Origin of the sequence: Streptomyces sodiiphilus, assembly GCF_039529215.1 — a bacterium.
GTDB classification, from domain to species: Bacteria; Actinomycetota; Actinomycetes; order Streptomycetales; family Streptomycetaceae; genus Streptomyces; species Streptomyces sodiiphilus.
Window position 1 is genome coordinate 1 of the sequence record NZ_BAAAMJ010000012.1, and the last position, 19,507, is coordinate 19,507.

The 19,507-nt window shown below is 69.6% G+C and carries 14 protein-coding genes and 1 tRNA gene; 1 reads left to right on the forward strand and 14 read right to left on the reverse strand.

Translation table 11 applies throughout. The features are described from left to right. Positions 1 to 239: 239 nt before the first annotated feature. The 6 genes from ABD299_RS07905 to ABD299_RS07930 all read right to left on the reverse strand — a co-directional run bounded on the left by ABD299_RS07905 (position 240) and on the right by ABD299_RS07930 (position 8,855). Entirely contained in the window at positions 240 to 425 is a 186-nt protein-coding gene (locus ABD299_RS07905) for a DUF397 domain-containing protein (protein WP_344259829.1), read from the reverse strand. Then, positions 422 to 1,300 (reverse strand): helix-turn-helix domain-containing protein, encoded by an 879-nt coding sequence (locus tag ABD299_RS07910; RefSeq protein WP_344259830.1) that lies wholly within the window; start codon positions 1,298 to 1,300, stop codon positions 422 to 424. The genes ABD299_RS07905 and ABD299_RS07910 overlap by 4 nt, the downstream gene beginning before the upstream one ends. 797 nt (positions 1,301 to 2,097) lie before the next feature. After that, the gene (locus ABD299_RS07915) at positions 2,098 to 4,215 is read right to left on the reverse strand and encodes an AAA family ATPase (RefSeq protein WP_344259831.1); all 2,118 of its coding nucleotides are present in this window, start codon (positions 4,213 to 4,215) and stop codon (positions 2,098 to 2,100) included. A gap of 56 nt (positions 4,216 to 4,271) precedes the next feature. Further along, positions 4,272 to 5,033: a Pvc16 family protein gene (locus ABD299_RS07920; protein WP_344259832.1), complete on the reverse strand. Its 762-nt coding sequence runs from the start codon at positions 5,031 to 5,033 to the stop codon at positions 4,272 to 4,274. Positions 5,034 to 5,084: 51 nt separating this feature from the next. Further along, a complete protein-coding gene (locus ABD299_RS07925) occupies positions 5,085 to 7,832 on the reverse strand; it encodes an HYR domain-containing protein (protein ID WP_344259833.1) in 2,748 nt (915 codons plus the stop codon). Between the two features lie 375 nt (positions 7,833 to 8,207). Beyond that, positions 8,208 to 8,855: a helix-turn-helix transcriptional regulator gene (locus ABD299_RS07930; protein WP_344259834.1), complete on the reverse strand. Its 648-nt coding sequence runs from the start codon at positions 8,853 to 8,855 to the stop codon at positions 8,208 to 8,210. Between the two features lie 206 nt (positions 8,856 to 9,061). Here ABD299_RS07930 and ABD299_RS07935 point away from each other — a divergent pair, with 206 nt between their 5' ends. Continuing rightward, the gene (locus ABD299_RS07935; protein ID WP_344259835.1) at positions 9,062 to 10,408 is read left to right on the forward strand and encodes a COG1470 family protein; all 1,347 of its coding nucleotides are present in this window, start codon (positions 9,062 to 9,064) and stop codon (positions 10,406 to 10,408) included. A gap of 132 nt (positions 10,409 to 10,540) precedes the next feature. Here ABD299_RS07935 and ABD299_RS07940 read toward each other — a convergent pair whose 3' ends face one another. The 8 genes from ABD299_RS07940 to ABD299_RS07975 form a co-directional block, all read right to left on the reverse strand. Next, the gene (locus tag ABD299_RS07940) at positions 10,541 to 11,329 is read right to left on the reverse strand and encodes an eCIS core domain-containing protein (protein WP_425581281.1); all 789 of its coding nucleotides are present in this window, start codon (positions 11,327 to 11,329) and stop codon (positions 10,541 to 10,543) included. A 293-nt stretch (positions 11,330 to 11,622) separates the two neighbouring features. Then, positions 11,623 to 12,126 carry a hypothetical protein gene (locus ABD299_RS07945; protein WP_344259836.1) on the reverse strand — a complete coding sequence of 168 codons (504 nt, stop codon included), beginning with the start codon at positions 12,124 to 12,126 and terminating at the stop codon, positions 11,623 to 11,625. Positions 12,127 to 12,135: 9 nt separating this feature from the next. Next, positions 12,136 to 13,227, reverse strand: a complete 1,092-nt coding sequence (locus tag ABD299_RS07950) for a hypothetical protein (RefSeq protein ID WP_344259837.1) — start codon at positions 13,225 to 13,227, stop codon at positions 12,136 to 12,138. After that, entirely contained in the window at positions 13,224 to 15,224 is a 2,001-nt protein-coding gene (locus ABD299_RS07955) for a hypothetical protein (RefSeq protein ID WP_344259838.1), read from the reverse strand. Before ABD299_RS07955 ends, ABD299_RS07950 begins: the two co-directional genes overlap by 4 nt. Next, a complete protein-coding gene (locus tag ABD299_RS07960) occupies positions 15,221 to 15,976 on the reverse strand; it encodes a toll/interleukin-1 receptor domain-containing protein (protein WP_344259839.1) in 756 nt (251 codons plus the stop codon). The genes ABD299_RS07955 and ABD299_RS07960 overlap by 4 nt, the downstream gene beginning before the upstream one ends. A 13-nt stretch (positions 15,977 to 15,989) precedes the next feature. Then, positions 15,990 to 17,360, reverse strand: a complete 1,371-nt coding sequence (locus ABD299_RS07965) for a helix-turn-helix domain-containing protein (protein ID WP_486388909.1) — start codon at positions 17,358 to 17,360, stop codon at positions 15,990 to 15,992. A 540-nt stretch (positions 17,361 to 17,900) separates the two neighbouring features. Further along, positions 17,901 to 17,974: transfer RNA gene (locus ABD299_RS07970), tRNA-Pro, on the reverse strand. 87 nt (positions 17,975 to 18,061) lie between these two features. Beyond that, the gene (locus ABD299_RS07975; protein WP_344259840.1) at positions 18,062 to 19,498 is read right to left on the reverse strand and encodes a lipase maturation factor family protein; all 1,437 of its coding nucleotides are present in this window, start codon (positions 19,496 to 19,498) and stop codon (positions 18,062 to 18,064) included. Between the last annotated feature and the right edge of the window lie 9 nt (positions 19,499 to 19,507).

A 19,507-nucleotide genomic window follows, 5' to 3' on the forward strand; every position in this document is an offset into this window, starting at 1 on the left:
CGGCTCCTGACCAGCAGCGATAGCGAACTGCAACTGGAGCACTAGAGGCCCCTTCTGCAAGGCTGACCGCGAGGCCGGAGATGCGGGCGGCACACGCCCGTTTCCGGGCGCGGCTGGAAGCCGAGATCGCCGCCGGCCGCTGGACGTCACCTGCCCGCGAAGCCGCATCGGGGTAGCTGACGGGCCGAGCCCGGACGAGGGCTGTCCCTGGCGTGTTTGTCAGGGGCAGCCCCAACGTCCTACCGGGCAGCGAAGCCCACAAACACTGTCCATGCTGCCGCATCGACCGCAAGTCCACGGCGGGCTATGTCCTTGGAGTCCCGTACATGGACGACGTGAGAGCGGACGGCGACCTCGACGCACTGCCCCCCGTCCCCAGTGCTGTAGCTGCTCTTGAACCAAGCCAGTTCGGACTCAACACTCATGTCTCTCCCAGCAACTTCTCTACGTATGAAAGTGACTCACTCGGTGTGAGGGCCTGCGCTCGGAGGATCCCATAACGGGCTTCCAGCTCCCGGACCTTCGACTGCTCTGAGTAGAGGCGGCTGTCGCCTTGCACCTCCGCGTAGGCGATCCTCCGACCTTCAGATGTGTCGATCAGGGTGAACGGGCCGCCCAGCGCCCCGTGGTCCTCTCGACTGATCGGCATAATCTGGATCTCGACGTTCCGCTTGTGGCCGATGAGCAGTACCTGCTCCAACTGGTGCCGCAGTACGTCTCTACCCCCAAGAGGCCTCTGGAGGACGCATTCTTCCAGGACGAAGCTCACCAACGGCGCGGGCGTCCGGGCATAGATCTCCTGCCTCGCCAGACGTGCATTCAGCCCTTGCTCGATCCGGTCGTGATCGAGCAGGGGGCGGCGGACCGAGAACACTGCTCGGGCGTAGTCCTCGGTCTGCAACAAGCCGGGGACGGCATACATCTCGTACACGTGCAGCCCGACGGCCTCTGCCTCCAACCGGGCCGCGTCCCGGAAGAACGCCGGATACTGGGCCCGAGCCACCTCCTCCTTCATCTCCAGGAGTACCCCGGCCGCGTCCAGCACCTCGTCCGCCTGGTCGATGAACCTCGGCGGCGGCACACGGCGCCCCTGCTCGTACGCGGCGATGGTCGACGCCGAGTAGCCCGTCCGGGCGCCGAACTCGGGCCGTTCCATACCCGCCCGCATCCGGAACCGTTTCAACTGCCGCCCGAAGGCGCGCAGGACACCGGACCCGACCTCCGGCCCGAGCTGCCGTTCCCCGCCACCGTCGTCGCCGCTCGCGGACGTCACGTCCACCAGTCCCGCCGGTTCACTCATCTCCGCACCACCTCTCACGGCCAACGCGGCCCCCGCGCCGGCAGTCACGCTCCACCTCGCAGACACCCGCACTCCGGACACCTACAGCGACCCTCCGTGCCCGCGCCGTATCTGGTCACGCTAGGACGGCAGCGGCAGCGTGGGCCACATGAACAGCCCAATCTCCACCCCACGGGGGTACGCCCCCGACGCCGAAACCGCCAACCTGCTGGAGCGCCGGCTTCGAGCGGTGCCCGGCGATGAACCCGGCCAGCACGAGCGATCCGGTAGGGCAACAGACCTGGGGGTCCATAGCCCTCACCGCACAGGCGTCGTCCGCTCGGTGCAGCTTATGGCCCTGACCGCGCCCGCCTCGTTGCGGCGCCCGCAGCCCTTTACCCGGCTGCCGCCGTCATGTTGCCCCTTCCAGTACGGGTCCGCGTGGCCGTCGGAACCGGGTTAGGCGTCGACGGCGATGACATCGACGCGGCAACGGGCCGCTCCGCTCTGCTTCCTGATGTGGTCGTCGCTGGTGATCAGTGGTGTGTCAGGGACTTGGCGAGGGCGACGTACGGTGCGTCACCGACTGGTTCGCCGACAGGGCTTTGACCCGACCCCATGACGAAAGCCGCCGGCGACTTCTCGCGGTGCACGGTCGCGACGTGGCCTCGCTCCGGGGCGTCAAGCAATCCTTGAGATGGGCGCGAGCCTCGCTGTAGCTGTCGCAGTGCACGACGGACATGGTGGCACCTCCTTCCCCTCTGTGAGGCCAGCCATTGTCGCGAGGAGGCCACGTACGTTACGTACGTCCGGTCGGATCAAGGGCTGGTGAGGAGGACCAGATACGGGCCGAACTCGGAGTCGAGGGTGAGGCGGCCCAGCTTCTGGTACTCGCGCTGGATGGCGTGGATCAGGTCGGCCATGGAGACCGGTTTGCCGGACTCGGCCGCCAGGTAGGCGGCGGTGACGGCGATGGAGCGGATGTTGCCGCCGGCCAGCTCGAAGGACTCGGCGCAGAAGTCGAGGTCCAGATCGGTGCCGCGGGGGAGTACCGGGCCCAGGCAGCGTTCCCACAGGACGCGGCGGTGGTCGGCGTCGGGGAGGGGGAAGTCGATGACGAGGTCCAGGCGGCGGGTGAAGGCGTCGTCGAGATTGGCGCGGAGGTTGGTGGCGAGGATGGCCAGGCCGTCGAAGGTCTCCATGCGCTGGAGCAGGTAGGCGCTCTCCACGTTGGCGTAGCGGTCGTGGGCGTCCTTGACCTCGGAGCGCTTGCCGAAGATCGCGTCGGCCTCGTCGAAGAGGAGGACGCCGTTGATTCCGGCGGCCTCGGAGAAGATCCGCTCCAGGTTCTTCTCCGTCTCGCCGACGTACTTGTCGATGACGGTGGCGAGATCGACGGTGTAGAGGTCCAGGCCCAGATCGGCGGCGATGACCTCGGCGGACATGGTCTTGCCCGTGCCGGAGTCTCCCGCGAAGAGGGCGGTGACGCCGCGGCCCCGGCCGCCGCCGGGGCGCATGCCCCACTCGCCCAGGACGAGGTCCCGGTGCCGGGCGCGGGCAGCCAACTCCTGGAGCTGGGCGAGGGCGTCCGGGGGCAGCACCAGGTCGGGCCAGCCGACGGCCGGTTCGATGCGGCGGGCGAGACGGTCGAGACCGGCCGCGTTCTGGGCGCGGGCCCCGGCGCGCACGTGCTCCGGGCGGAGCGGGCCGCCGTCCAGCGCGGCGGACTGCTCGGCGGCGCGTGCGGCGCGGGCGAGCTGGTCGGGAGTGAGGAGGAAGGGCGACAGGAGGTGGTCCAGCTCGAGGCCCTGGGCTGGTGGGCCGTCGTAGCAGCGGGACCACAGGGCGGCGCGGGAGGCCGGTTCCACGCGTGGGGTGGGCAGCAGCAGCGGGGGGCGGGCCGACCAGGTGGCGTCCCACGGGACACGGCCGGTGAGCAGCACCGGCAGCGACGGCAGCGCGGCGTCGGCGAGCGCCCGCAGCACCTCGGTGCGGGGGCTCTGCGCCCCGACGAGTGCGTCGACCGGCCCGCAGACCAGTCCGGCGCCGGTGAGCCGGGCCTCCCGGGCAAGGGTGCGCACGGCCTCCGGCGGGCGCGGGTCACCGCCGAGCCGTTCCAGGTCCACGGCGAGAACGGTGCGCCCGGCGGCCGTCAGCGCGGCGGCGGCCAGGGCGCCGCCCGCGCCGCCCTGCTCCTCCCGCAGATATACCAGCGGCAGCCCGTCGGCGAGGGTGCGGGCGAGCGGTGCCGGGTCGCCGGCCCCGGCCAGGTCCCGCCACAGCTGGTGGGCGTGGGGCGGGGCCAGCAGGCCGGCCAGCCGGGGGTCGGGAGTGTCCTCGCCGAGCAGATGGGCGGCGACCCGGTCGGGGACGCGCAGCGAGCGGCCGAGAAACGGCCGATCCGGTTCCTCCACCAGCAGCAGCCCGCCGTCGAGCAGCGGCGCCTGCGGGTCGAAGCGGGCGCGGGCGGACGCGTCGGCGGGGGAGAGGCCGCAGAGGCCGAGTGCGAGGCCGATGGCGGGGCGACGACGGGTCACGTCGTCGTTGAGATAGCCGTAGAACTGCTCGAAGCGGTCGTCGAGATCGGGGAGGAGCGCGATGAGCAGGATTTCGATGTCGAGGCTGGTGAGGCCGAAGGCGGTGGCGAGGGCGTGCAGCCGGGTGGGCGGCCGGGCTGCGGAGGCTCGTTCCTCGGCCTCGGCGAGGCGGGCCGCGTCGGCCTCGTCGGGGGCGGGGTCGAGGGACCTGCCGTGGTCGAGGAGGCGGCGGACGGTCTCGTCGCTGAGGTAGAGGCCGCGGAACGCGTCGTCGGGAGCCGGGTCGGTGCGCTGCCGGGCGTCGACGGCGCGCCGCACGCGTGCCTCCACGAGCAGGGCGCGGTCCAGGAGGTGGCGCAGGCTCGGGTCGTGCGGATCGGGGGCGGGTGGGTCGGGCACGACGGGTGGGGCCGATGGGGGAGGTGGGACATTGGGCCCTTCGGGGCCGGTACCGGTCACGATTCCTCCTCGGAGACCCGGGAGGCGATGCCGGAGCGGCGCCCGCCGCCGGTGCCGCCCCGCTCCTCCCGGGCGGCGGCCTCCTCGGCGCGGCGCCGCTCGGGGCTGGGCCCGTCGGGGAGGGTGCCGTACAGCGGCAGGCCGCCGTTTCCGGCGGGCGCGCGGGACTCGGCCTCGGCGCCGGGCAGGCCGGAGAAGCCGACGCGCAGTCCCTCGTCGCCGACCGGTGGCCCGGCCGGGTAGCGCGGCGAGGCGGTGACGGGCACGCTGACCACCAGGTCGAGGGAGGGCTTCAGCTCCCCGCCGAGCGCGTTCCAGACGTCGGCGAAGGACCGGTCGGTGGGCGGGGGCAGCGCGATGGTCATGGGGACGGGCACGCCGAGCGCGGCGAGTTCGCCACCGAGGCGCTCCTCGGGCAGTACATCGTGACCCATCAGGCAGACCAGCAGGGCGGAGAGCAGCCGGTGTTCGTCCTCGGGCCGCCTGGTCCAGGCGGTGATGAGATAGGAGAGCTTGAAGAAGCGGGGCGGGCGGACACGGGCCACCACCACGCCCTCCTCGTTGTACTCGTTGTGCAGTCCGCGCTGGCGCCGCCGCATGTCCTCCCGGATGTCGTAGAGGTAGAGGTTGATGGTGGGGGCGCTGACCTTGGCCGCCCACTCCCGGGTGGGCGCGTCAAAGACGACGGTCACCTGCGAACCGGCGAGTGCCTCGGCGCGGAACAGGCCGCGCAGGGCCTCGTCGACCTCATGGATCACCGCTGGCTCCGTCCCTCCTCGTCGGGCAGTCGTGTGTCATCGTCCGGCCGGTCAGCCGCGGCCCGCGAAGTCCGGTGGCTGGAGGTTGCGCTGAACGACCAGGACCTCTTCCTCCAGATCCTCGGCGAGGCGCAGCCCCGACACCGTCGCCTGGAGCATGCGGGGGCCGAGCTGGTCGCGGCGCAGCACGATCACCTGCGCCTCGAAGGTGCCGTCGCGGCCGACTGTGACCGGGGAGCGGGCGGCCGTGATGCCCGGCTGCCAGGTGAGCTTCACCGTGCTGCGCGGGGGGAAGTTCTCGCCGCGTGCGATGACCACTCCTCCGGGTGGTGCGACGGTCGGTGTGACCGTCAGTTCCGGCTGGAGGATGGTGAGCCGGGCGTTGGCGGTGTTGTTGTCGCGGTCCGGGTCCGGGGTCGCGGCCGTGACGCGGGCACGCACCACGCTGCTGATCGGATAGTCATAGATCGCGGATTGGGCGATCTCCAGACGACCGCCGGCCGGGACTGTGCAGGGGGCGTCTTCAGTGCAGTCGGCCAGCTCGGAGATCTCCCGTGCGGCGGCCGGTGCTCCGGCGACCCGGGGCCAGGCGGTGCTGAGCACGACGTCCTCGGCGGTGTCGGGCCCGGCGTTGGTGATGACGAACCGGGTGGTGGTGGAGAGACCGGTGTAGCTGGGGTCGGGATCGATGACCGCGGTTACCGCCAGGTCAGCTTCCGGGTCGGGCGGCTCGGGCGGGTCGTCCGGGGGATCCTCGTCCCCTGGCGGGGGTGCCAGCACGGTGAAGGTCGCGGTGTCACTGCCGGTGTTGCCGGAGGTGTCGGTGGCGGTGCAGGTGACCTCGGTGGTTCCGACAGGGAAGCGGGAACCGGAGGGCGGCGCGCATTCCACGGGGAGCGGCCCGTCCACGGCGTCCTCGGCCGTGGCCGTGTACTCGATCACGGCACCGTTCTCGTCCTCGGCGCGGACGGTGAGGTCATCGACGGTGACGACCGGGGGCTCGACATCGCCCACGATGATGCTGATGCGCTGCTGGTACGGCGGCACGGGGTCATCGGGATCCGGCGGATCGTCCCCACCCGGGCCTCCTTCGGGTCCGCCTTCGGGGCCCCCTTCGGGTCCGCCCTCGGGTCCGCCTTCGGGTCCTCCTTCGGGTCCTCCTTCCGGGCCCCCTTCGGGTCCTCCCTCCGGTCCTCCTTCCGGGCCCCCTTCGGGTCCTCCTTCGGGTCCGCCTCCGGGGCCCCCTTCGGGCCCGCCCTCGGGTCCGCCCTCGGGTCCTCCTTCCGGGCCCCCTTCGGGTCCGCCTTCCGGTCCGCCCTCGGGTCCTCCCTCGGAACCGCCCTCCGGGCCGCCCCCGCAGCCGTCGCCGGGCCCGCCGATCAGGCCACCGATCAGGCCCGCGACGGCGCCGAAGCTGTGGCCGCCGTCGTGGCCGCCGAGGACGCCGCCGATCAGTCCGGCGACCGCCCGGCCGTGGCAGCCTTCCGGGCCGCCTGTGCCGCCGCCGGCGACGGTACCTCCGACGACGCCGCCCACCTGGCCCTCGCCGGGACCGCCGATACCGCCGCCGACGGCCCCGGCGACGGCGCCCGCGCTGCCTCCGGTGGCACCGTCGCTGGTCCCGGCAGAGGTGCCGTCGGACGTGCCCCCGCCGTCCGCGCCCTTCACGGTGCCCCCCACCGCCGTTCCTCCGATGGCCGTCCCGCCTCCCACCGTTCCGCCGGTCCCCCAGGAGCCACCGTGGCCACGGCCCATGCCCCATCCCAGGGGAGGGGGACCCGGCGGGCTCTCCTCCGGGGCTTGGCCGTCGATCAGAAACTGGACCGTGCAGTCGAGACGGACGCCCTGCGGCGCGTCTTCGGCGACCTCGATCGTCTCCTCGAAACGGGCGGTGCCGCCGCTGACCACGGTCCGGCTCGGCGGCTCCAGGGTGACGGTGAGAGCGGGATGGCAGCCGCGGGTCTCATAGCCGACCGTGGTGGGCAAGTTGGTGAGGCCGTCCCCGATGGCCTCGGCGACCTCGTCCTCCTCGATGCCGCTCAGCAGCGTGCCGTTGGTGGCCTCCACGACCGCCGTGGCCTGGCCGCGGATCGAGGGAACATCGCTCCAGTCGACCTCGCGTTCGCCGTCGAGGCCGTCGCCGACCTCGGTCTCGATGTCCACGGCCACGACCCTGGCGTCCGCGTCCTGCAGCGCCTCCATGGCGTCGTCCATGGTGATGGCGACACTGGGGTCGTGGCTCGAGGCGTCGCCGACCAGGACGACGATGGGGCTGGAATCGCTCCGGAACGTCCCTGCGGCTCCGGAGACGATCTGCCAGAGGGCATGGATCCAGTCCTCGGCGGGGCCTTCGCTCCCGAAGCCCCGGTCGGCGGTCAGCTGATCGACACCGTCCCGCACCTCGTCCAGGTCATAGGTGAGGCGGGTGAACACCTCGAAGGTCCGGTCCCCGTCCACCTCGGCGTCGCCGAAGGTGGCCACCGCGAACCGGGAGTCGGGCTGTTCCTCGCGCACCCGGCGGGTGATGTCGCTCAGATCCCGCTGAATGCCGTCGATGACGGGCCCCATGCTGCCCGTGCCATCGACCAGCAGCACCACGTCCGGACGCGCGGGCACCACCGGGGTGGTGACCTCTTTGTCGCCGGTCAGCGAGTCGCCGGGGTCCAGCTCCGCCGTGACCCGGTCGGGGGTGACCGTGCCGGGCGGAATGGCCGCAGTGGGGCCGACGCCGCCGGGCGGGGAGAGGACGGCGAGCAGGAGTGCGATGGCCAGCAGCGCACCGAGCCCGCTGATCCCCACTCCAACCTTCCGGTGGAAGCGCTGAATCCCCCGCACAGAACACCCCATTCTAGATCGGTGGAGCCGGTCTCCACCCTCGCGCGGGTGCGTGGCGGGCGCAGCGGTGCCCGAGCCAGACCTTCGGGAAGCGCGGCGTGCCCCAAAGGCCCCGACGGCGCCGGGTCCGTCCGGGCGGTTCGATGCGGGCACTCGGCGCGGAGCGTGTCCGGGTCACCGCCGGGCCCACGGGATGGGCTGCGGCCATCTGCCGCGTTGCCGGGATCGCCCTCATATGCCGCGGCACGGGGACGGCCCGCCGCGGTGCAGTTGACCGTATCCGGCCCCGTGGGTTGATCCGGCGTGGATCGAGCGCGTTCCGGGACTGCTGAAATCTGATCAGATAAGTCCCTGGCGCAGGGCATAGGCCACGGCATGCGAGCGGTTGCGCAGATTTAGCCTGGTCATGACAGCATGAAGCACATTCTTGATCGTGCGTTCGGAGTAGGCGAGCTTCACGGCGATATCCGCTGTGTCGTATCCCTCGGCGACCAGACGCAGCACTTCGATCTCGCGGTTGGCGAGGCCCGTGAAGTTCAGGCCGCGAGGGCTGAGCACCTGGCCCTGCACCTGGCCCACCTGAACCAGCAGGCTGCCCAGCAGATCGGGCGGCACGTAGCCCTCGCCGCGGGCCACCGCCGAGATGACCTGGACCATCCGCTCCGCGGTCGCTTCGTGCCGGCGGACCACGCCGGTGAAGCCGCACTCGGCGGCGGAGACCAGTTGCTGCGCGTCCACCTCGGTGAGCACCAGGACGCCGCGAGCCGATCCGGCGCGCTGGATCTTCCGCAGGGTGCGCAGCACCTCGTCGTCGACGGAGTCCACGACCACCACGACGACCTCGGGAGGATCGGGGGAGTCCTGAGTCAGCAGCTGGATCTCGGGGCGGGACCGCAAGTGGTTGGCCGCCCCGGCCTGTGAGATGGGATCCGCTGCGCGCAGTTCCACCCGTACCCGGCCCGAGGGCCTTTCCTGAATGGCATTCATCGTGCCCCTCCCCTCCCGTGGAGCCCCACCCTCCGTTGAGTAACTGTCACGCAGCGAGTCCGATCACTCCTGCGCGCAGGGATTTCCACAAAAACCACACGAGGCGGCCGGGCATCCGCCAAAGACTGAGAGGGAATATGCCCCTGCCCGAAAGTGTTCCTGACCGGCCGGTGTCCTCGCTTCCGGCCGCCCCTACGGTTCGTCGCATGACTGTTACGGCGAGCTTTGACGCGTCCTCTGTGGTCGTGGAGCCCGGTGGTGAGGCCGAACTCACCGTGCGCGTGCTCAACTCGGGCGACACGGTGGAGGAGGTCAGGTTCGAGGTGGCCGGGCCGTGTGCCGACTGGGCCACCGTGGAGCCGGAGAGCCTCTCGCTCTATCCGGGAGCCTCCGCCTCGGCGACGCTTCGGCTGCGCCCGCCCCGGGAGCCGTCCCTGGCCGCCGGGGAACTGCCCATCGGTGTCCGTGTGGTGCCCACCAGCGACAAGAGCGAGGTCACCGTGCCGGAGGGCACGGTGACCGTGCTGCCCTTCTCCGAGGTCACCGCCGAGTTGGTGCCGCGCAGCACGCACGGCGCGTGGCGAGGACGGCACGAGGCCGCGGTGGACAGCCGGGGCAACACCCCTGTCACCGTGCGGCTCAGCGGTCAGCAGAGCGGAGAAGGCGCCCGCATCCTCGTCGAGCCCGCCGAGCTGACCATTCCGCCGGGCGAGACCAAGTTCGCCAAGGTCGCCATCAAACCGGCCAAGCGCCGCTGGCGCGGCGCGCCGGTCACCCATCCGTTTCAGGCCGTGGTGGCGCCGCAGACGCCGGAAGGAGAGCCCTCGCCCCCGCCGCTGGTCCTCGACGGCTCCTACCAGCAGCAGCCCATCCTGCCGAGCTGGCTGCCCCGGGCGCTGATCGCCGCCTTGCTGGCGATCGCGCTGCTGGTCGGTCTCTGGTTTGCGGTACTGCGGCCCACCGTGGAGTCCGCGGCCCGCGAGGCCATCACGCCGGAGGCCCTCGATGAGGCGGAGCGGGAGCGGGAGCGGAGGGACGGGGGAGAGACCGGCGGCCCCGGCGGCGACGGGGCGGGGACCGACGGCGTGCCCGCAGGGGAGGACCCGGACGGCAGCGGCAGCGGGCCCGGCGGCGGAGGCGACAGCAGCGGGACGGACCCCGGCGCTCCGGGCGGACCCGGCGGCCCCGCGGCCCCGGCGAGCGCCCGCGCAGAGGTGCAGTCCCGGGCCGGCGGCGGCACCGAGACCGTGACGGTCTACACAGTGCCGGGCGCCAGTGTCTTCCACCTGACGGACATCGTGGTCCAGAACCCGCAGGGCGACGCGGGCAGCCTGACGCTCTCCAGCCGGGGGGAGTCGCTGCTCAGCCTGGCCCTGGAGAACTTCCGGGACTCCGACTACCACTTCGTCACCCCGATCCTGGTACCGGCCGGCGGCGAGATCACGGTCACCCTCAACTGCCGGGAGGTCGGTCGGCCGGTAGGGGCCTCCACCCCGTCCCAGTGCAATGAGGCGGTCTTCATCAGCGGACTGCTGGTGGAGGAGGAGAGCTGACCGGAGGAGAGCCGCGCGCCTGCGGGGCTCCCCGCCGGGCACGCGCCGCGCCGCCCGGGCTCCTCGGGGGTCCGGGCGGCGCCTCAGCGGGCCGGTCCGTCAGAGGGCTCGCTCTCCTGAGGCCCACGGCGGTCAGCCGGAGGTCTCCTCCGCTTCCTCCTCGCCCTCTTCCGCCCGCTGGACGAACGAGCCCTGGACATCGGCGGGCTCCTCGTCCTCGCCCTCGCCGTCCTCCGTCATCCGCTGCACGGCGGCAGACGGGGCGGCGGCCGTGGCAGCGGCTGGGGCGGCGGGGGCGGGGGCGGGCTCGGCCATCACCCGCTCGGCGTTGGCCGCGGCCTCGCGCTCGAAGCGGTCCGAGGGATCACTGACCCGGACCCCGTCGGCCGTCTCGGTCCCGTCGACCGGGCCGCTGCGCTGCTGAATGACATGGGTCAGCTCATGGGCGATCAGGGTGCGGCCCGCCTCGGTGGACGGCTCGTAGGCGTCGCGCTGGAAGACCACGTGGTCGCCCGCGGTGTATGCGCGTGCCCCCAGCTCCTTCGCCGAGTCGCCGGCCTCGGAACCGGTATGGATCCGGACCCCGGAGAAGTCGGCGCCGAGACGGGCCTCCATGTCGACCCGGGTCTCGGTGTCCAGCGGCTCCCCGCCCGAGGCCACCACCTGGTGCACGGAAGACCGGGACTCTTCCTCCTCCGCGTTCTCCGTACCGCCGTGGCCATCGGCGCCCTGGCGCTGCAGCACCCTGCCCATGGCACCGTTGCCCACTGCCCTTTGCAGCGTGCCCACCCCCGACGTGCCGAGGACATCCGGTCGGCCGGCCACCGCGGCCCGGACCATATGGGACATCTCTTCCGGCTGCCGCGAGGCCTCCGGACGGCCCATCTCGGTGTCCTCGTGCTCATGGCTGTGCGCATGCATCCGCGGCTCCCCTCGCACCCGTCCCGGACAGCTGTTCCGGCCGCCTCCAGCCTGACCGGCCCGGTGCACCGAGGTCCAGGACGGCCCTTGCCGCCCGCGTACACACCGCCCTGCCCTTTCGGGCAGGACGGGCTGCGCGGCGACCGGCGACGGCGACCCGGTGCTGCGTGTTTTCGGAACAGCTTGGGAATCGCGTTCCAGGCGGGTGAACCTGCAGACCCTTCACGTGCCACCCGGGGATGGTCTCCCGCCAGCCAGTACACCGCCAAACACCACTGCAAGCTTTCCGCCTCTCAGGAACGGTCCCTGGTGGCTCCGTGCGGTGTTGAGCAATCAGTGGGCTCCGTTCTCTCCCTGTCGGAAGCTGGGAATTGGTGGACGTGAAAGGTGAGCCCGGTGATTCGGCCTGATTGGATGACGGGGCCGTGTTGAACGACGTCGTTGATGTTGTTGTGTACGGTGCCCTGACGTGTTGTTGAAGCAGCGGCGAGCCGCTGCAACGAGGTGAGCAGAGAACGCAGGTCGTCGCTTGTGATGTCTCCGGCTTCAACGAGCTGTTGCAGGCGGGCGTGCCACTGGTCTCTGATATCCGAGGTGGTCTGCTCATCCTCTGTGTCATCGAGGGTGAGTAGCTGGCTTCTTGCGTCGTCCAGCTCGGCGATTGCGGCAGTGCCCGAACCGGTACGTGCCAAGAGGCGTCCGACAAGTCCTCGGGCGTGCGCCCAGGAGTCGGTGACCATGAGGGAGACCAGTGTGGTTGCTCCCGTTGCCGCAAGGGCAGCCAATTCGCTGTCCATTGTCTTCTCCTAAATGAGAGGGGCCCCGGATGTCTCATCGGACGCTTGAGCGCCGAGGTTCGACTCCTCTTCGTCCTTCGGCGTGAAGGCTGCCGGTGGGTCGAAACTGCGCAGAAGAATCTCGGCCGTCTCGTGACGGTTCTGTTCCTTGATGAGGTTGGAGAACTGCTTGGCCAGCATCGTCCGCCGGGCGTCTCCTTCCGCGAATCCCATGGTGTCGAAGAGATCCGAGAGATGATCCGCAGCTGTCCGTTCTCGTGGCGCGGAGGCAGTGTCCTCTTCGAGGAAATCTGGAGCAGGCGGCTCACCGTTCTGCTGCGGCAACAGGCTCTGAAGTCGTTCGGGAACGTCGGTGTCGTTGGCTGCGGATGTGAGCTGTGCCAGCAGAGCGAGGTCTGCCACGGTCCTTTCCACATGCTCGTTGTTCTTGGCGAGCCACCAGACCACTGCGCTGCCGGTGTCCCTCAACACATCCTCGCCCAGGTACTGACGCTTGCTCTGCTCGTACTTGCGTTGGTGCTCCCAGACTGCCTCGTCCTTGCGTACATCAGCGAGTCTGTCCAGGCGTTCCTGGTCCTGCCGGAGCAGGGTGAGATCGATACTCTCCGCCATGACCTGGAGATGTCCTGTGGGGTCCGGACACAGACAGCTGAGGGCGCCGCTGAGCTCGTGCTGGACGAGTGAGGCCTGGCCAGGCTCCCGTTTCTCGGTGATGGTGCGGGCACGGTTCAGGACCGCCTCGGCGGCGAGTCCTGCCGGATTGAGAACAGGGGTATGTCCGAGTGATTCGACCGGGTACCACCGCACGGTGGCCGAGAAGACGAAGTGGTAATCGTCCCAGAGGCTGGGCAGCGCTACTTGGCGGAGGTGGTATTCCGTGCGTTCCACGGGAGGGGCCGTGAGTTGTTCTTCGAAGCTGGCCGGCATGGGGCCGCGGCGCAGCGCAGCGATCCGGAAGGCTGCTGCGGGGACAATGAGGAGGAGGATGGCAAGTATCGGCCATACCCACGTGGGCCACTTCTGCGTCAGCCCCATGATGGCCAGCAGCAGGCCGCTCAGGACGCTGAGAAATACAGTTGTCGTCTTTTGCGCAGTCGTCACGGTTGAGTCCTTTTGGCAGCGCGAGGCGGCGGGGTGGCTGGACAGAGCCCCTGGGCCACGCTGATCTTGTGAAGTAGCCGTTCGGCGGTTTCAGTAGGGCGCGCGGGGCCTCCTGGGACGGTGCGCTCGGCTTTGCGGGCACTTTCGTACAGCGCGGCGAAGACCTCACCCCGTCTTTCCCCGCATCGCTCGGCCGCGTTGACGAGGAGGTCCAGCAGAAGCTCGCCGAGGTGTCCTGTGTCGTCGGCTGCCTGGCAAAGCCAGCGTTCCGCGAATGGTTGCCATATCGCCCGGGGCAGCGTGGTCAGTGCCGCACGCCAGCAGGTGGTCAATGAGCGCTGGACGGCGTTCTCCTCCGCCAGCGCGCGTGAGGTGGCGGAGATATCCATCAGTGGCACCGGAGCAGAGACGCGCAGGAAGATGCCCAGGTCGGAGGGTGAGAGCTCGGATCGTGCGAGGCGGACGAGCAGCCTTCGGCGCAGTCGGCGACTGCTCTCCGCCAAGTCGCACAACGCTTGCACGGCACGCGTGGTATCGCGCTCACGCCGGGCCAGGTAGTACAGCCTGAGGAGGGCCTGGTCCGGATGGCTCGCCGCTAGGACGTCGGCGCAAATTCGGACAAGTACCTGTGCGAACTCTCCCCTGAGGCGTCGCTGGGCACACCACTGATAGATCCGCTCGCGGAAATATCTGCCGTGAGCCGGGTCGTTCAGGCCGCAGGTGAGCGCATGGACAGCGGCTTCGAGCCGCGCCCTGCTCACCGTCTCAGAGCTCCAGCCCTCGGCGAGAGACGCCAGACCGTCCTCGCGCCCGGTCCGCAGATACTGACCGGCCACGCCGGCCACCAGGCCATCACGAACAGCAGAGGTGACGTGGGGATCGTTCAGATCCACGACACGCGTGACCCACGTGCCCAGGTGGGGCCGCAGGTCAGGCATGTGGTCCCAGAAGTGTGCGCGGACTGCGGAGTCATAGTCCAGATCAGCGAAACGAACGTATCCGTCCACATCGGCATTGGCTGCTATCTCCGTCAGCCGCTCAGCGAGGTCCTTGTGCTGGAGCAGCGGCCCCTCTTCCGGCGGGCAGCCGAGAGTCCGCAGCAGAAGCTGAGCCGCACGGTGGACCACATCGGCGTGCGCCCCGTGGAGCATGGAGACAGCGATGAGCAGTGCCCGCTGAGGAACCTCGGGTAATCCGGTGACCAGCGCGGCGACTTCCTCGCGTCGGTCGTTCCGTGCCCTGCTGGCCGTCGCGCACCACTGCGCGAACCCCTCGTCCGACCGGGCGGTCTCACGGGCACGGCGCACCAGATCAGCGAAGTCCGCGATCTCCCGCATCGGTCTTTGCTCGTCGCGCAGGAATTCAGTGACGGTGTCGTCGGGGCGGAGGTACTGCTCATGCGGGATGCCGTGCACGCGGAGATGTCGCCGGAGAACGCTCAGGCCGCGAGGCCGCCGGATTTCCACCCGGTAGTGCTGGAGGTCCGGCTCGAGGGTGCTGCCGTGCGGCATGACGATGACAAGATGTGCATGCCGTTTGTCGACGGCCTTGCGAAGAGCCGACAGGCCGGCCCGGGCCGCGGACCACTGACGGCTGTCGGCAGTGGCCAGATCCAGCAGCAACTGGTCACCGGTCTCCACCAGAGCCGGGTCGTGGAGAGACAGTTCATCTTCCTCACCGGGCAGGAGCTCGTGGAAGACGCCGCCATCCCGGCGGTACTCACGCAACAGTACGCGGGCCGCGGAGGTGCGGCCGCTGCCAGGGGCACCGTCCAGGATGACGGTGCCGGTGTCGGCGAGTATGGCGCGGGCCCTGCCCATGTTGAAGGGATCGACCAGAACGCGCTTCAGCCAGCGAAGTTGGTCTTCCGCGATCTGCCGGAAGGCCGGCTTGTCCGAGTCCTGCAGTTGGGAGCCGACGTTGACGTAGATGTTGCCGGGGCCCGTGTGCGTGAAACCTTGCAGGTTCTCGACCTGCGTGCTGCTGTGCTGGTTCACCGGACGTTGTCCTCGCCTCGCTCCGGCCCACCGAACCGATGCTGGATCGTGCCGTGATTATCGCCCTCGAAGTACGTCATTCCGTTCCCCGAGATGTGCCGGTCGCCCGACACGTGGCGGGAGTTCTGGTAGATATGGCCGTTGCCCGTGTGGACCGGGCCGTGGGAGCCCTTGACGACGATGCCACCGACGTCTCCGGTGAAGTCACGGCTCTGTACGGCTGTCCCACTCACGGCCCCAATCGAGTTGGCCACAGTGTCCGATGCGGGCAAGGTCTCATTGACTCGGTCCAGGTCGCTTATCCCGGGGATCAACTCGGCCACCAGATCACCAATGCGCCTGATACCTGTTTCGGTGTCGTGGGTATCGAACGGAATGGACTGAAGGTCGGCGAGTCGTGCCAGCTCGGGTGGTAGGTCGGCCTTGCTCAGCCGGTCCGTCTTCCGGCCGTCCAGGATAGGAACGACCGGAAGTTCACAGGCGAATGCTTCCTTGATCTCCCTGCGCACCCAGTCCTCCGGTTCGTGCAGGCGGGTCTGGAATTTCGTCCAGTTCGGTCCGATGACGGTCAGCAGGAGAGAACTGCGTCGCAGTGCGGCCAGCAGGGCGTCAGGGTAGGCCTCGCCAGGGGTGATGGACTTCGACGCGCGGAAGATGCGATTCGGGCCGAAGCGACGTGACAGCTCCTGGTCGATAAGGGCGGCGGTTTTTTCTCCGTCACCTGTGCGGTAGTTGATGAAGACCTCGTTCATGGTGATCCCTTTCTCAGAAAGTGGGCAAGCGCGACAAAGTGCCGAGCCGCGGCCCCAGCAGACGTACCGAAGGGTGGTCCGAATGGCGAGCCAGGACTCGAGCCAGGCGTTGTAGATCGATCGTGACAGTCGCTGAGCGCACTGCCGCCAAACCGTCGAGCAGGGGCGACGTCAGTGCACACGCGTGGTCGATTTCTCCTGCTGCGGCATAGGCGAGGGCACGGCGCACGCCGTACCGCACCTGCGTACGCACCGCCTCTTGGCCGACCAAGGCGAGCTGCCGATCCAGTTCCTCGCACGCTTCTCGCGGTCGACCGAGATCCACCAGGCACCAGCCTGTGACCATGCTGACTGGGTCGGGGAGGTGCATGGTGCCGATCACCGGCTCGCCGGAGCCGTCCTCCTGACGAGCGAGGAGTGCCCGAGCGCGGTCCAGGGCATGCAGGCAAGCATTGAGGTCACCTGCGAGTGCGTGTCCTTGTGCTTCTCGTTGGGCCGCCAGCCCGCGGATCCGCGGTGGCAGCGTGCTGCTCTGTGCGCGACGGGCCAGGGCAACCGTCTGCTTGGCGTCTTCCCGGTACAACGTGACCAGAGCCCTGCGGACCAATGCGTAGCTTGCCAGTGCCTGGTCTCCACCAGCAGCTGCCAGATCGACCGCGCGCTGTGTCCACCACAGTGCCGCGCGTTCGTCCCCGGTCTCCTGCACCAGCCAACCGACATACTCTGCGTACCGGGAGCCGAGCGCCAACAGTTGCCGACGGGTACCAGTGTCGGTTTGAGCAGACAGTTCCCGCAGAGTGTGCGTCTGCGCGATCAGGACAGGCAAGAGCAGACCGGGTTCCACGGTCTGACCCAGTTTCCGGTAGTGCGTGAATAATGAGCGAGATGCTTCCAGCATGCCGGCACCTGTAGCTGGGGAGGGCGATCCCGTTCTGTCCGACCGCCATGTCATCAGCGATGCGACGCCGGTGCCCAACACCTCCCGTCGGCCTACGGGCTGGAAGTGGTTCTGGCCGTCCGGCGACAGTTGCATGATCCAGTTCTCCTCAGCGACTTGGCTCGCAGTCGGCTCGGCGAGTGTGTCAGCATCGTCCTGGACGACCAGGGCGATCAGTGCTCCGTCGGCGCCGAGGGCGGCGTCACACAGTCGAACGAGGTCACGGCTGGGAGCTTTGATGCCTCGCTCAACTTTGCTCAACTGCGCTTTGCTGTAGTGCACGGCGCCGGACAAGGCCGTGAGGCTCAGCCCGGCCTCCAGACGCCGCTTCCTCAACTCTTCGCCGAACCCGGTGGACGGCTGTGGCACGGAAACCTCCCAAGCCCATTCGTCCAGGTCGAGGCGGTGCTGCACAAAAGAGTGCGACAACCTGTGCCGGACGGACAAGGCGATCGATGCTGTTTCCCGTTTCCTTCTCCGGTGGCGGGACGCAACATTCGCGGAGGTGGGAACTTGCGCCAGTCACAGAGCCTGGTGGGCCATGCCCTACCAGGCTGGTGCCCAGCCACAAAGTGAGCCGTTCGAGGTGAGGTGGAGGCTCCAGGTGTCCTACAGCAAGGGGAAGGTTCAACGGATGCTCACGGTGTGCATTGCCGCATGCCAATGTGCGCCGCGTCCGTGTGCACGACGTGCGGCACACCTGCGCTTCACTCACTGCTCGCAGAGGGGGGGCGACGCGCGGACCATCATGGAAACCTTCGGGCACAGCACCATCACGGTGACGCTCGACACCTGCGCACACGTGATTGGACACGACGCTGAGAGCAACACCCGAGCGGATCAGTGAGGCACTGGGGCCCGAGGAGAACGAGGAAGGGGAGCTGGGCTCCGAAGAGGGGGGGATGACAGTCCACGGGTAGTGGGGATGATGTCACCCGCTGATGTCAGAGGGCCCTTGCGGAATCCGCAAAGGCCCTCTGATCAGTGTCGGGACGACAGGATTTGAACCTGCGACCCCTTGACCCCCAGTCAAGTGCGCTACCAAGCTGCGCCACGTCCCGGTGCCCGTGTGGCCTGGGGTTTTCCCCTCGGCCGCCGTGCATGAGAAACCATACCGCATCCCGGAGGGTGGGTGCGCGAGGTGGGGGTCAGTGCAGGTCGGGGCCCTGGACCGGGGGGAGGTACTCGCCGACCGGGGTGCGGTGCCACCAGGCGCCGGTGGCGCGCAGCTCCCGCCAGGTGGTGAAGCGGTAGCGGTAGATCCGGGCGCGGATGTGGCGGGGCGGTGTGCCGGGGAACGGGTTGGTGCGCAGCAGGCGGAGGGTGGGCCCGTCGTTGCGGAGCAGCCGGTCGATCAGCGGTCGCAGCCAGGGGCGGGCGTAGGCGGGGGAGAGGGCGGCGAACCACATCTGCCAGTCCAGGCGCAGGTGGTAGGGGGCGAACTGGCGGGGGAGGCGGCGCACGTCGCCGGGCTTGCCGCGGAAGGAGTACTCCCGCCAGCGGGTGTCCTCGGTGATCTCGCGGTCGGTGGTGCCCTCCAGGACGATCTCGTGCCGGACGCGGGTCACGCTGCCGAAGGCGCCGTAGGTGTTGACCAGGTGGAGTCTGTTGAAGGAGCGGTTCATCTGCTGGCCGGCGGAGAGCAGGTTGCGGACGGGCCAGTAGCTGAGGACGGCGACGAGTGCGGCGGCGGCGAGCACCAGGGCCTGGAACCAGAGGGGTGCGTCCGGCTGGTCCGCGGGCGGGGCGGGCAGGGGGAGGTGGCGGGCGAGGAGGGCGCCGTCGACGGCGGCCAGCGCGAGGATCATGGTGATCCAGTTGAGCCAGGCGAAGTTGCCGGAGGCCACGAGCCAGAGCTGGGTGACAATGACGACGGCCGCAGCCCAGGTCGCCACGGGCTGGGGGAGGAAGAGCGCGAACGGCACGACGAGCTGCGTGATGTGGTTGGCGGCGGCCTCCACCCGGTGCAGGGGGCGCGGCAGGTGGTGGAAGAACCAGCTCAGCGGGCCCGGCATGGGCTGGGTCTCGTGGTGGTGCTCCAGGCAGGTCAGCTTCCGCCAGCACTCGTCGCCGCGCCACTTGATCAGTCCCGCGCCGAATTCGACGCGGAACACCAGCCAGACGAAGAGGAGCAGGGTCACGGTGGGCGGGGCGATGTCGCCGTTGCCGAGGAAGATGGCGAGGAATCCGGCCTCCAGCAGCAGGGACTCCCAGCCGAAGGCGTACCAGAGCTGTCCGATGTTGACGATGGAGAGGTAGAGCACCCACAGCGCCGTCCAGACCAGCATCGAGGCCCACAGGGGGAGGGCGTCGGCCGCTCCGGCGGCGACGGCCGCGGCGAGGACGGCACCCAGCCAGGCGACGGCCTGGAAGAACCGGTCGGAGTAGTGCCACTGGAAGAGGCTGGGTGCGTGCCGGAAGGGCACCGACCGCAGGAAGAGGGGGGCGGGGGTGAGCCCGTGTTCCCCGGCGAGCGGGCGGAACTGGCGGGCGGCCGTCACGAACGCGATGACGTAGATGACGGCCAGCCCGCGCTGCAGTGCCAGCCTGCTCAGCCAGGCGTCGGGGCTCGCGAACCACTCCATGCGGTCATG